The following is a 13,731-nucleotide window of genomic DNA, read 5'->3' as shown; positions in this document are numbered from 1 at the left end:
AACATACATGCCAAATTGGTTTAGAAAAACCTTAGTCGCATTAATTACCGTATTTACATTTGGTTTAGTGACGCCTCCTTCCATATTGCTTGATAATGCCAAAGCTGCGGACAAGCCTACGAGCACAGCTGGGCAACAAAATTTGGAGAGTACGTCCTATACATATGAAGAAACGAATGACAGGTTAACCACCGATACTTTTATTACGTATGCAATGCAAGAAGCAGAGAAGCAGTCGATGCAAAAGTTTGGAACTAAAATTGGTCCAGTAATTGAAGATGAATTTAAAGATGTAATATTACCGAAAATTGAAGAGGCAATTGCTGAGCTTGCCAATGATGTACCAGAAGATTCACTACAATCATTAGCGATTTCCCAAAAACCAGCTGGTGGGAATAATGAAAAAATCTTTCACGTTTATGACACGAAATCAGGAAATGACTTATTGCGATTTCATGTAAGGAGAGATCATCCACCGCAAGATGGTTACTATTTTAATTTTCACTATCACCGTTTTGATGATGGGTACTCTGGACACCATGAGTTAGGGAATATTTATTGGAATACGAATGTACCACCAAAGTGGCTTTCTTAAAAAGAACAAGAGAAAATCTTGTTCTTTTTTTATGTGTATAGAAGGGTAAGACAACGGCGGTGTTGAATAAGATAGGTTTAGCAAAAAGAAGAAAAGGGAGTATGGGAATGCAAAAATATATTGTTTTTGACTTTGATGGCACATTAGTAGATTCACAAAATATATTTGTACCAATTTATAATCAAATTGCTAAAAAGCACGGATATAAAACGGTAAAGGAAGAAGAAATTGAGTATTTACGTAAATTAACGATGCCAGAGAGATGTAAACAACTCGATGTACCATTGTATAAACTACCGATATTAGCACTAGAGTTTTATAAATTGTATCAACCTGCCATAAAAGATCTTATTTTGTTCCATGGGATGAAGGAAGTATTAGATGAACTACATAAAAAAGGCTACGGAATTGCAGTCATATCATCGAACTCAGAAGAGCATATTCGGGCATTTTTACACAATAATGATATAGAAAATATACAAGAAGTGTATTGTTCTAAAAATTTGTTCGGTAAAGATAAAATGATAAAAAGATTTTTAAAATCGAAAAAAATAACTGAGCAAGATATGTTATACGTCGGTGACGAACAGCGAGACGTAGCAGCGTGTAAAAAGGCTGGGGTGAACGTAATATGGGTATCTTGGGGATATGATGTCATTGAAACAGTGAAAAAAGATGCACCAGATTATATGGTCAATACACCTATGGAAATTGTGCAAGTAGTACAAGGAGCGTATTCTTAATATGAATACAATGCGAGCAGGCATTCATCATATGGAATTCTGGGTAAAGGATTTAGAGGAATCCATTTCTTTTTATGATGAACTGTTTTCAATAATTGGGTGGAGAAAGTTAAATGAAGTAGCATATAGCACAGGAGAAAGTGAAATATATTTTAAAGAAGTAGATGAAGAAATCGTAAGGACTTTAGGACCAAGACATATTTGTTACCAAGCTATTAAAAGAGAAGTTGTTGATGAGGTAGCAAATTTTCTTTCTAGTACGCAAGTTAACGTAATACGTGGTCCGATTGAAATGAATCATTATTCGGAAGGGTACTATACGATTGATTTTTATGATCCGAATGGGTTTATTATAGAAGTAGCTTACACACTAAATGTAGAAATGTAAGGGGAATAAACATGAAGACAATTACAGCATGGCGAAAAAATATACAAATAGTAAAAGATGCAACGAATATTGTAGAAATTTCTAAAGGTTTTTCACCGGATAAGAAATATATAGTTACGACAATTGATGATGAAAAATATTTGTTACGGATTGGAGATATACAAGAGTATGAAAGAAGGAAAATAGAGTTTCGAATTTTAAATGAAATGGTAAAACGTAACGTACAGGCACAAAGGCCAATTGAAATAGGTATATTGGAAGAAGAAGGTGTATGCTATAGTATTTTTTCATATTTAGAAGGGGAAGATGCGAAGAAGCTATTGCCTACGTATACACCAAAAAAACAATATGAAATTGGCATAGAGGCAGGAAAAGATTTAGCAAAAATGCATACATATGAAGCTCCTAATGATACACTTCCATGGTATGAAAGAGCCATGAAAAAACATCAAAAATATGTAGAGGCATACAAAACGTGCGGAATAAAAATAAAAAATGATGATAAAATCATTAAGTTTATCGATGAAAATGAAATGTATTTACAAAATCGCCCCAATCAATTTCAACACGATGATTTTCATTTAGAAAATATAATTGTACGGGATGGGAAATATGTAGGTGTTGTTGATTTTAATGGTTATGATTGGGGCGACCCACTTCATGATTTTGTAAAAATAGCACTATTTGCAAGAGACATTAGTATTCCGTATTCAATCGGACAAATAGAAGGATACTTTAATGGTCGAATACCAGAGGAGTTCTGGAAATTATATGCAGTGTACGTTGGCATGACAGTTTTCTCTTCAGTTGTCTGGACATTACGAGCAGCACCACATATGTTAGATGATACGCTAGAGCGTCTTACTGTAGTTTTAGGGGATCATAAAGACTTTGAGCGATTAAAGCCAATTTGGTTTCAACCAGAAAAAATTGATATAAAAAAATAAAAGGCAGGTGTGAATCACATCTGCCTTTTATTTTTTACCATTCTTCGTTTTGAAGTAGTTGCAATGCTAATTTTAAATCCACATCTTCTTGTATATGTTCCGGAGTCCACGGGATATGTATATGTGGTTGTATACCAATTCCGGACATTCCTTCACCTTTATCTATAATTGAAAGCCTTGAAGTAGGATAGTAAAGTGCGAATGTATCAGCCCATTCCATTACTGCTAAATTAGAATAATCATTTACACCAGCAGTAGGACGACCTATTACTTTTACTTTCAATGATTTTTTTGCAACTTTTACAAAAGAATCGCCAGAACTCCCACATGTAACATCTGTTAATATAACTACTCTACTAGGTGATTTTCGTCCGTGTATTTTTAATGATTGAAGTTCTTTTGGTAAACTAGAAGTATTAAATGTAACGAATCCTTTTTTATAATTCTTTTTTAAATCTTGAATAAACATATTAGTGAATAATTTGGAAAGTTCGTCTAAAGAATTATAATCTTCCATTTCCATTTTCATGTCTTTCATACGTAAATGAAAGTTTCGTTCTGTATGATTTAATTGCATTGTTTCTGAAGAATCGAAAAGAGAAATTTCTTTGTCTTCAAATAAGTAAGGAAGTAGGTTGAAAAATGCATCATCACTCCCGCCACGATTTAATCGCACATCTATGATTAAATTCGGAAAAGCATTAAGCTCATCTTTGTGTGAGTCTAATAATGTATTGATAGCTTCAGCATTTGCGAAGTCCGTCAAAGTAATTAAGAGTGTATTTTTATTACATTTTTCTATTGAATATATAGGTGTATATTTGCTCTGTTTATACTTTTGTAAAGTAATTGTGTGGGTCAATCCATTTTCATCTATAAGTGTACAATTTGAAAACTTTGATAAAACATATCCCCATTTTTCACGTTCATATGAATTCTCATTTAAATACTTCTTATATTTTATTAATAAATCAGGGATTTTCATATTGTCTAATGCAAGGATAGCTTGTCCTTTTTTTACTCTTTTTTCAGCTGAAGTAGATGTAATATATAAGCGATCTTCGTATCTTTTCACTTGGAAGCCCACATTGTTAAGAGGTTGATCGCTAGTGCTAATTTTGAAAAACATATGATTGTCTTTATAGTCTAGTAAGTAGTCATTTACAATTTCAGTAAAGCGTACTGGTGTTAGTTCTCCTTGTTCCTCTAGTTTCTCGATGGAATGTAAATAAGTAGTGGGATCGTCCCATCCTTTCTTATCTATACAGCCTGAATAATCGTGATGAGTAATTGAAACAACTTCTTTGAAAATTTCTGTGTACATAGCTTTTCCTCCAGATAATTTAATTAGATAAATAATAGAATTCGGTATCCTTTATGTATTATCCTTTTTGCATAGAGAAAAGGGGAATAGAGGGAAGAGTTATCGTCCCTCTATTAAAATATTTATTTTGTTTTCTTAAATGCAAGTGGCTGAGTACTAAGTGTAGCTGGCACATGTAACTGAAGTGATGGAAATTCACCACTCACATTCATTTCATAAGCGAATAATAAACTCATTTTCATTTGGAATAAATCAACTTTTGCAGAAAAGATGTCGTAATGATGATGCGTTAATTGAATGTCCATCTCCATAAATTGTACAAATAACGAATTCTCTCGTTTGTATACTTGTAATGTTCCGTATGCAGGATGTTCAAAAGTACCAGTATAATCCTCTAACTTGTGCGAAGGTGTAGTCCCTTTCATTTGTTCTGGGAGGGATTCAGTTGCTTCTTTCATCATTTCCTTCATTTTTTCACTATCTTCTACAGCACGTTTATGCCAATCAATAGATTCTAATTCAAGTAGTTCGTCATAAATTTGATTAGCGAGATAAGTAGGAAGTAATGTTCCTCCAGCATTCGTTAAAATGACAAGGCCTATGTTTTCTGTAGGTATGAATGAAACAAGCGCTGAAAATCCATCGATATTACCGCCATGATGAATTACTTTTTTACCACGATAAGCGCTAATAAACCAACCAAGACCGTAACTATTTAATGGAGATTCAGGAAGTGATAAAACTGGTTGATCTGGAATGGAATTATGTGGTGTATACATTTGTTGTAATAATTCTGAGGAGATTAATTCATGGTCTCCAAATTTCCCTTTGTTTAAGTGAAGAAGTACCCAATTTGCCATATCTTCAATTGTAGAATTAATACACCCAGCAGCGCCGACTGTATCAATGTTATGGAATGGAACTTCTTTTATTTCACCTTCATTTTCAACGTAAGGTAAAGCATAATCATCTGTAGTTTGTGAATCTGTAACAGAGAAATTTGTATGTCTCATATTTAAAGGATCTAAAATATGTTCTGTAGCGTATTGCTCCCACGTTTGATTTGTAATGTTTTCAACAATGTAGCTAATTGTTGCATACATTAAGTTGTTATAAAGAAATGCTGTGCGGAACGGTGCATCAAGTGGTAAATGTTTTATTTTTTCAACGAGATCTTTTCGAGATAAGGAAGAGCTATACCAAAGAGCATCATGACGACTTACCCCAGTGCGATGAGAAGCTAAATCTCGTCCTGTAACTTGTGAGCTAGCAAGTAGTTCAGATAAAGAGAAGTTAGGTATATAAGACTGGACAGGAGTATCCCAATTAAACTTTTTTTGCTGTGCTAACAAACTTAATGAAAGTGTGCCAAAAGCTTTCGTTGAGGAACCGATTGCGAACAAAGTACGCGGTGTAACAGGGTCTTTTGTGTCTAAATTACGATAGCCAAAGCCTTCTGAAATAATGACTTCACCGTCTTTTATAACAGCTACAGCAGCGCCAGGAACCTTTAAATCCTTCATCATTTTTTCAACCGTTGTTTGTAAAGAAGTCATAACAGGCGTTTCAATTTTAGACATACTTCTAACCTCCAAATATAATTTTTGTTCTACCGCACTATACTTTCGGTAATAGAAAATAAAAACCTTTATAAATATGGAAAGTTAATAATTTTGTAAGGATGAATGAAATTATTATTTATTTAGAATTTTGTTTTTATTATAATTAATTTAAATTAATATTTAGAAAAGATGGTGAAGAAGTGTGCTAATAATAAAGAAATTGCGCTGTGATAATAAAAATAATCCGATAGGTATAGATTCGAAAGTTGTTAAAATTAGTTGGCAACTCGAGTCGAGTAACCGAAATGTAAAACAACTTGCGTATCAATTGCAGGTTGCGAAGGATAAAGAGTTTCAAACTATAGTATTCGATTCGCAGAAGGTAGAGACAGATCAAAGTTTATATATACCAATCAATTCGTTTTCATATAGTAGGGAAACACGCTATTTTTACCGAGTGAAGGCATGGGATAATCATGAAGAAGAGTCAGCTTGGTCAGAAGTAGCATTTTGGGAGACTGGATTACAAGGGCAAGATAATTGGATCGGGAACTGGATTGCTGCGAAAAAAGAGCGCACGAAGGTAATGTCTTTTAATAAAAGCTTTTCTATTAAAAAATTAGTTGAAAAAGCACGTTTATATATCACTAGTTTAGGATTATACGAGGCTTCTATAAATGGAGAGCGTATTGGAGATTGTTATTTTACCCCAGGATGGACAAGTTATGATAAGAGAGTGTTGTATCAAACGTATGATATAACGCATGTATTAAAGATTGGTCAAAATGATATTTCCGCAATGGTAGGAAATGGGTGGTATAAAGGGCCGATTACTATGCATCATGTACGTAATTATTACGGGAGAAGGAGAGCGATAATTGCTCAAGTACATATCACGTATAAAGATGGAACGAAAGAAAAAATTGTAACGGATGAAACATGGAAAGTAACTCCAAGCCCTATTTTGTATTCGGAAATTTATGAAGGAGAAGTTTATGACGCTAGGCTAGAAGAAAGTGATCAAGAGCTAGAAGATGTTGAAGTAATTGAGCATGCCAAACAAATAATTGTTGCACAGAAAAATGAAGCGATTCGTAAAATGAAAAATATAAAACCAATCGCTATTTCAAAACTACCAAATCATGAATGGCTTATTGATATGGGGCAAAATATGGTAGGTTGGGTTCGGTTTAAAGTCCGTCATGTTTATACTGGACAAAAGATAGAATTGCATCATGCTGAAATATTAAATAAAGACGGTAGTTTTTATAATGGAAATCTCCGCAAGGCAAAACAAAAAATAGTGTATATAGCAAAAGGAGAGGAAGAGGAAACGTTTGAACCTCATTTTACCTACCAAGGCTTTAGGTATGTGAAAATAAGTGGATTAACCCAGCCACCTCAAATAGGAGATTTTGAAGGGATTGTATTACATACAGATATGGAAAAAGCGACTAAATTTGAAACGTCTAATCCATTAATCAATCAACTTCATCATAATGTGGAGTGGTCTCAAAGAGGGAACTTTTTTGATGTGCCAACAGATTGTCCGCAGCGAGACGATCGACTCGGATGGACAGGAGATGCACAAATGTTCATTGGGACGGCTACACAAATTATGAATGTCCAATTGTTCTTTAAAAAATGGCTCCAAGATTTATCATTAGATCAAAATGTTAATGGGGCTGTGCCGTTAGTTATTCCAGATGCGTTTGGGAAAAGAGCTGATTTTGATCTGGATACTTCTGGCGGTTGGGGCGATGCAGCAATTATTTGTCCATGGGTTCATTATTTACATTACGGAGATGTATCGATTTTAAAAGAACAATATGACAGTATGAAGAAGTATATAGATTACATACGTTCACAAGGTGAAAATGAGTATTTATGGGATACAGGCTATCATTTAGGGGATTGGCTCGCATTAGATACGAAACCTGATGTATATGAAGGCGGAACAGACAAGCATTTTATTGCGACAGCTTATTATGCGTATTCTACATCGCTTTTACGAAAGGTTGCTGAGATTTTAGGTGAAAATACAGATGCTAAGTTTTATGCAGAGCTACATGGAAATATTGTTCAAGCGTTTCAAAATGAATTCGTTACACCGAATGGTAGGTTAATTTCAAATACACAAACAGCCCACATATTAGTACTTCTTTTTGAACTAGTGAAAGATAATGTGAAGGAGAAAGTATTTAATCGATTAATTGAGCTTTTAAAAGCAAATAAAAATCATTTAACAACAGGTTTTATAGGAACACCGTATTTAAATTTAATATTAAGCAAGTTTCACCGTCATGACCTTGCTTGTAAGCTTCTATTTCATGAAGATTATCCATCATGGTTATACCAAGTGAAACAAGGTGCCACAACGATTTGGGAACATTGGGATGGCGTGAAAGAGGATGGAACACTTTGGAATGATAGTATGAATTCGTACAATCATTACGCATATGGCTCTATCGTTGAATGGATATACCGATATATTATTGGATTAGAAGTGGATGAAACAAAACCAGCATATAAACATTTTTATATTCAGCCTCATTTTAATTCTAATCTAGATTGGGTTTGTATTAAGCGTGAAACAGCATATGGGGAAATTAAAATTGATTGGCGTGTAGAACATGGACAAGCAGTATTAAACGTTGATGTGCCGACAAATACATCTGCTACATTACGAATAGTGGAAGATGATTGGAGGTCAAGTGATATGCCTGAAATGAAATTAGGTTCAGGCGCATATGAATTTAGATTTTGTAAGAACATACAGAAGTAGAATTTTGTTAAGTATAGAAATGTTTTTTTATAAATTTAGTTTGTTCAATCTGTTAGCATTAAATTTATGATAAAATCCATATAGACTAGAGATTTGAAAGAAGGTTTTTCTACATATGAAACATGCTGAAAATGAATACTTAAATTTATGCCGCCATGTAATGGAGCATGGTACGAAGAAAGAAGATCGTACAGGGACAGGCACTGTATCTGTATTTGGATATCAAATGCGTTTTGATCTAAGTAAAGGTTTTCCTTTATTAACAACAAAGAGAGTGCCGTTTCGACTTGTAGCAAGTGAGCTACTTTGGTTTATGAAAGGTGATACAAATATTCGTTATTTATTGCAGCATAATAACAACATTTGGAATGAATGGGCATTTAAGAGTTGGGTAGAAAGTGACGAGTATACGGGTCCTGACATGACTGATTTCGGTCTTCGCTCACAACAAGATGAGGAATTTAAAGTTCAGTACGATGAGCAAATGGAATTGTTTAAAAAGAACGTTTTAGAAGATGATGATTTCTCAAATAAATATGGTTATTTAGGAGACGTATACGGTAAGCAGTGGCGTGCTTGGAAAACGACAGCTGGTGAGACGCTTGATCAATTAAAAGATGTAATTGAAATGATTAAAAAAACGCCAGATTCACGTCGCCTAATTGTATCTGCTTGGAATCCTGAAGATGTACCAAGTATGGCATTACCACCTTGTCATACGTTATTTCAGTTTTATGTAGCAGACGGTAAACTTTCTTGTCAGCTATATCAAAGAAGTGGTGATATATTCCTTGGAATTCCATTTAACATTGCAAGTTACTCGTTACTAACACATTTAATTGCACATGAATGCGGACTTGAAGTGGGAGAATTTGTTCATACAATTGGAGATGCACACATTTATACGAATCATTTTGAGCAAGTAGAAAAGCAATTGGCGCGTGAACCACGTCCGTTCCCGAAACTTACATTAAATCCAGATGTGAAATCTGTGTTTGATTTTGAAATGGAAGATTTAACGATTGAAGGATATGATCCACACCCAGCAATTAAAGCACCGGTTGCAGTGTAATTGTAGAGGAGATGAAAAGATGATAGTTTCATTTATGGTCGCAATGGACGAGAATAGAGTAATTGGTAAAGATAATAATTTACCTTGGCGTTTACCGAGTGAATTACAATATGTAAAGAAAACAACGATGGGTCATTCGCTTATTATGGGAAGAAAAAACTATGAAGCGATTGGTAGACCACTGCCTGGAAGACGTAATATTATTGTAACTCGTAATGAAGGATATCATGTTGAAGGCTGTGAAGTAGCACATTCTGTAGAAGAAGTGTTTGAGCTATGCAAAAATGAAGAAGAGATCTTTATTTTTGGCGGAGCGCAAATTTATGATCTCTTTTTACCTTACGTAGACAAGTTATATATAACAAAAATTCATCATGCATTTGAAGGAGATACATTCTTCCCAGAAATGGATATGACAAATTGGAAAGAAATTTTTGTTGAAAAAGGTTTAACGGATGAAAAAAATCCGTATACGTACTATTATCATGTATATGAGAAGCAACAATAGTAAAAAAGATTGATGTGAAAATTCACATCAATCTTTTTATTTGTATCCATCAATATAGGTTTATAGATGAGATTCGATAGTGCTATAATGAATGGTAGCATGTAAAAATGCTAAATTTTTCAAGAGTATTAAGATAGAAAGAGGAGGAGAATCGATTGAGAAAGATATGGGGGATTCTTTTTCTTTGCTTAACATTCATGTTAGTCGGATGTGGTAAAGAAGAAAAACCACAAGAAGCATTTGATACATATGCAAAAGCATGGAATAAACAAAAATTTGCAGAAATGTATGATCAATTATCAGAAAAGGCAAAAAAAGATATTTCAAAGAAAGAATTCACTGAGAAATATGAAAAAATTTATTCTGGCATTGAAGTGAAAGACTTAAAAGTAGAAGCAGGAGAAGTAAAAGAAGATAAAAAAGATGAAGGTCCTGTTCCTTTTAAAGTAAGCATGGATACAGTGGGTGGTAAAATCAATTTTGCCCATGAAGCAAAAATGGTGAAAGAAAAGGATGGAGATAAAGAATCTTGGAAAATAGATTGGACTCCTGATTTTATATTCCCAGGTATGACGAAAGATAGTAAAGTGCGTATGCAAACGACAGAGCCGAAGCGCGGAGAAATATATGACCGTAACGGTAAATATCTTGCGGTAAATGGTAAAGCTTCTGAAATCGGATTGATTCCTGAAAAATTAGGGGATGCAGCTCCGCAAACGAAAGAAACGGTAGCGAAGTTACTAAATATGTCTGTCGAAGAAATTGATCAAAAACTAGCAGCTAAATGGGTAAAACCAAATTACCTTGTACCAATTGGAATATTGCCTGAAGGAGCAACACAAAATACGTACATAGATTTACCTGGTGTTGCAACAAAGCCAGTAAATGTTCGCTCATATCCATTAGGAGAAGAAGCCGCACATCTTACTGGCTATATTGGAAAAGTGAATGCTGAAGATTTAAAAACGTTACAAAAGAAAGGTTATCAAGCAGATGATCCAGTAGGTAAAGCTGGTTTAGAGCAAGTACTGGAAGAAAAGCTACGCGGTAAAAAAGGTGGTCGTGTCTTCGTAGAAGATGCACAAGGAAAAGAAATTAAAAATTTAGCAAAAACAGATGCTGTTGATGGAGAAAATGTAACTTTAACGATTGACAGTGCAGTTCAAAGCGAAATTTATAATGAAATGAAAAATGAGGTAGGATCAAGTGCAGCAATTAATCCAAAGACTGGAGAAACACTTGCACTTGTGAGCACACCAGCTTATAACCCAAATACCCTTACAAGAGGGGCGTCAAAAGCGCAACGTGATGCGGTAAATAATGATCCGAAAAAACCGATGACGAATCGATTTACACAATTATCAGTTCCAGGATCTGTATTTAAGCCGATTACAGCTGCAATCGGTCTTGAAACGAAAACAATTGATCCAAAAGAAGAGTTAAAAATTGAAGGATTAAAATGGACAAAAGATTCTTCTTGGGGTAATTATTATGTAACACGTGTAAAAGATGCAAATCCGATTGATTTTGATAAGGCGATGAAATACTCGGATAATATTTATTTCGCACAAGAAGCTTTGAAGATCGGGAAAGATAAATTTATGAGAGAAGCGAAAAAATTCGGATTCGATGAGAAATTACCAATTGAATATGGATTCCCAGCTTCTAAAATCGCAAATGATGGTATTAAAAATGATATTCAAATGGCAGACACAGGTTATGGACAAGGACAAGTATTAATGACGCCACTCCATCTAGCATTAACGTACGCACCAATTGTTAATGAAGGAAACATACCTTCTCCATATATAATTAAAACAGATAAGCAGCCAAAAGCTTGGAAAGAGAATGTAATTTCAAAAGGCAATCAGGATATATTAAAAACTGCTATGACGAAAGTAATTAATGATCCAGATGGTACTGGGAAAATTGCTAAAATTGATGGCATGACTCTTGCTGGAAAAACAGGTACAGCGGAATTAAAAGTATCAAAAGAGGCTGAAGGAAAAGAACTAGGCTGGTTTGCTGCATTTGATTTAAATTCACCAGATATGGTTATTACTATGATGATTGAAGATGTAAAAGGTAGAGGCGGAAGTAATATTCCGGCTGAAAAAGTAAAACATGTATTTCAAAAATAATATGTAATAAAAGGTTAGCTCTATAATTTGTAGAGCTAACCTTTTTCTATGAAGGAATTCTTAATATCTGTATACTGAATTTTAAGGAAACAAAACAAATCATTAACTTACGAAAAAAAAGTAGCTATTTTTTATTGACATCGAACGAAACTTTTTGTATTATACTTACATAAGGTAAGTTATTTACTTTCGAATTATAAATCTCAAATTAAAGATAAAATGTATAAAAGGGAGAGAATACAATGACAAAAGTACTATTTATTACAGCAAATCCAAATTCAGCAGAAGGTTCTTTCGGAATGGCAGTAGGGGAGGCTTTCATCGAAGCTTATAAAAACGAACATCCACAAGATGAAGTTGTAACAATTGATTTATTCAATACTACAGTACCAGCAATCGATGCAGATGTATTCGCTGCTTGGGGTAAATTTGCAGCAGGTGAAGGATTTGAAGCTTTAACTGAAGCTCAACAACAAAAAGTTGCAGCAATGAACACAAACTTAGAAACATTTATGCATGCAGATCGTTATGTATTTGTAACTCCAATGTGGAACTTTAGCTATCCACCAGTAGTAAAAGCATACTTAGATAACTTAGCAATTGCAGGTAAAACATTCAAGTATACTGAAAATGGTCCAGTTGGCTTATTAGAAGGTAAAAAAGCACTTCACATTCAAGCGACAGGTGGCGTTTATTCTGAAGGAGCATACGCAGCTGTAGACTTCGGCCGCAATCACTTAAAAACAGTATTAGGATTCATTGGTGTAAATGAAACTGAATATATTGCAGTTGAAGGTATGAATGCAAACCCTGAAAAAGCACAAGAAATTAAAGAAGCAGCAATTGCTAATGCTCGTGAATTAGCAAAACGTTTTTAATATAGAATGGTTAAAAAGTCCAAACACTTGTTGTTTGGACTTTTTTTCTTCTTTTTCCTTCGTTTGTCTAGTATAATGAAGGTCGGAATGATAATAGGTGGGGGTTCTGTATGATTCAAACGTTTTTTAAAATCTTTTATTTAATTTTAATCGTAATTGCGATTACACCAAGAATGTGGCGTCTTAAAAGACAAGTAAATACGATGTCGCCACAAGAAAAAGATAACGCTGTGTACAAAACGACAAATTGGTTTGGTAAGAAAATGGTACGTGTAGCTGGGGGAACAGTAGAAGTTAAAGGACTTGAAAATGTTCCGAAAGATAAGCCGGTACTAGTTGTAAGTAATCACCAGAGTAATATGGATATCCCTGTTTTACTAGGTTATTTAAATAAACCAATTGGCTTCGTTTCAAAAGCGGAGATTAAAAAGTTCCCAGTTGTACCAACTTGGATGGAACTTATGAATTGTGTATTTATGGATCGTAGTGATCGTCGCCAATCACTTCAAGCGATTAAAGATGGAATTGAACTATTGAAGAATGGACATTCTATCGTAATTTTCCCTGAAGGAACGAGAAGTAAGGGTGGCGAAATTGGAGAGTTTAAGGCTGGGAGTTTTCATCTTGCTGTAAAATCTGGTGTAGCAATCTTACCTGTAACATTAGATGGGACATATAAAATGTTTGAAGCGAATGGAAATCGTATGAAGCGAGCTCGTGCAACAGTAACAATTTCTAAGCCGATTACACCTGAAGAGTATGCGACTATGGATATTAAAGAGTTAACG

The 13,731-nt window shown here is 34.3% G+C and carries 12 protein-coding genes; 10 read left to right on the top strand and 2 right to left on the bottom strand.

All coding sequences use genetic code 11. The features are described from left to right. The first annotated feature begins 7 nt into the window (after positions 1 to 7). The 4 genes from MR079_RS08815 to MR079_RS08800 all read left to right on the top strand — a co-directional run bounded on the left by MR079_RS08815 (position 8) and on the right by MR079_RS08800 (position 2,673). Positions 8 to 595, top strand: coding sequence for a YpjP family protein (locus MR079_RS08815; RefSeq protein WP_001134412.1), 588 nt, complete (start codon positions 8 to 10; stop codon positions 593 to 595). A gap of 107 nt (positions 596 to 702) precedes the next feature. Beyond that, positions 703 to 1,338 carry an HAD family hydrolase gene (locus MR079_RS08810; RefSeq protein ID WP_242293886.1) on the top strand — a complete coding sequence of 212 codons (636 nt, stop codon included), beginning with the start codon at positions 703 to 705 and terminating at the stop codon, positions 1,336 to 1,338. A 1-nt stretch (position 1,339) separates the two neighbouring features. Further along, positions 1,340 to 1,726: a VOC family protein gene (locus tag MR079_RS08805; RefSeq protein ID WP_242293885.1), complete on the top strand. Its 387-nt coding sequence runs from the start codon at positions 1,340 to 1,342 to the stop codon at positions 1,724 to 1,726. An 11-nt stretch (positions 1,727 to 1,737) separates the two neighbouring features. Further along, positions 1,738 to 2,673, top strand: a complete 936-nt coding sequence (locus MR079_RS08800) for an aminoglycoside phosphotransferase family protein (RefSeq protein ID WP_242293884.1) — start codon at positions 1,738 to 1,740, stop codon at positions 2,671 to 2,673. Positions 2,674 to 2,707: 34 nt separating this feature from the next. On the opposite strand, the gene MR079_RS08795 is transcribed toward MR079_RS08800, so the two are convergent. After that, a complete protein-coding gene (locus MR079_RS08795; protein ID WP_242293883.1) occupies positions 2,708 to 3,997 on the bottom strand; it encodes a S41 family peptidase in 1,290 nt (429 codons plus the stop codon). A 122-nt stretch (positions 3,998 to 4,119) separates the two neighbouring features. Further along, positions 4,120 to 5,577, bottom strand: coding sequence for a serine hydrolase (locus MR079_RS08790; protein WP_242293882.1), 1,458 nt, complete (start codon positions 5,575 to 5,577; stop codon positions 4,120 to 4,122). A gap of 184 nt (positions 5,578 to 5,761) precedes the next feature. On the opposite strand from MR079_RS08790, the gene MR079_RS08785 reads away from it, so the two are divergent. The 6 genes from MR079_RS08785 to MR079_RS08760 all read left to right on the top strand — a co-directional run. Beyond that, positions 5,762 to 8,344, top strand: coding sequence for an alpha-L-rhamnosidase (locus MR079_RS08785; RefSeq protein WP_242293881.1), 2,583 nt, complete (start codon positions 5,762 to 5,764; stop codon positions 8,342 to 8,344). Positions 8,345 to 8,459: 115 nt separating this feature from the next. Continuing rightward, on the top strand, positions 8,460 to 9,416 hold the full coding sequence (locus MR079_RS08780; protein WP_000679600.1) for a thymidylate synthase: 957 nt from the start codon (positions 8,460 to 8,462) through the stop codon (positions 9,414 to 9,416). A 19-nt stretch (positions 9,417 to 9,435) separates the two neighbouring features. Then, positions 9,436 to 9,924, top strand: a complete 489-nt coding sequence (locus MR079_RS08775; RefSeq protein ID WP_014893782.1) for a dihydrofolate reductase — start codon at positions 9,436 to 9,438, stop codon at positions 9,922 to 9,924. Positions 9,925 to 10,079: 155 nt separating this feature from the next. Beyond that, entirely contained in the window at positions 10,080 to 12,065 is a 1,986-nt protein-coding gene (gene pbpC / locus MR079_RS08770) for a penicillin-binding protein 3 (protein ID WP_242293880.1), read from the top strand. Between the two features lie 242 nt (positions 12,066 to 12,307). Beyond that, entirely contained in the window at positions 12,308 to 12,943 is a 636-nt protein-coding gene (locus MR079_RS08765; protein ID WP_000170016.1) for an FMN-dependent NADH-azoreductase, read from the top strand. Positions 12,944 to 13,053: 110 nt separating this feature from the next. Beyond that, on the top strand, positions 13,054 to 13,731 hold a 678-nt coding region (locus MR079_RS08760), incomplete at its 3' end, for a lysophospholipid acyltransferase family protein (RefSeq protein ID WP_242293879.1).

Source organism: Bacillus cereus group sp. BfR-BA-01381 (assembly GCF_022663555.1).
Taxonomy (GTDB): domain Bacteria; phylum Bacillota; class Bacilli; order Bacillales; family Bacillaceae_G; genus Bacillus_A; species Bacillus_A pacificus.
The sequence above is the reverse complement of the archived record's forward strand: the minus strand, read 5'-3'. Positions and strand labels throughout refer to the sequence as shown.

Coding starts and splice junctions, on each gene's coding strand:
- MR079_RS08815 (WP_001134412.1), top strand. CDS start 8: ATGCCAAATTGGTTTAGAAAAACCTTAGTCGCATTAATTACCGTATTT.
- MR079_RS08810 (WP_242293886.1), top strand. CDS start 703: ATGCAAAAATATATTGTTTTTGACTTTGATGGCACATTAGTAGATTCA.
- MR079_RS08805 (WP_242293885.1), top strand. CDS start 1,340: ATGAATACAATGCGAGCAGGCATTCATCATATGGAATTCTGGGTAAAG.
- MR079_RS08800 (WP_242293884.1), top strand. CDS start 1,738: ATGAAGACAATTACAGCATGGCGAAAAAATATACAAATAGTAAAAGAT.
- MR079_RS08795 (WP_242293883.1), bottom strand. CDS start 3,997: ATGTACACAGAAATTTTCAAAGAAGTTGTTTCAATTACTCATCACGAT.
- MR079_RS08790 (WP_242293882.1), bottom strand. CDS start 5,577: ATGTCTAAAATTGAAACGCCTGTTATGACTTCTTTACAAACAACGGTT.
- MR079_RS08780 (WP_000679600.1), top strand. CDS start 8,460: ATGAAACATGCTGAAAATGAATACTTAAATTTATGCCGCCATGTAATG.
- MR079_RS08775 (WP_014893782.1), top strand. CDS start 9,436: ATGATAGTTTCATTTATGGTCGCAATGGACGAGAATAGAGTAATTGGT.
- MR079_RS08765 (WP_000170016.1), top strand. CDS start 12,308: ATGACAAAAGTACTATTTATTACAGCAAATCCAAATTCAGCAGAAGGT.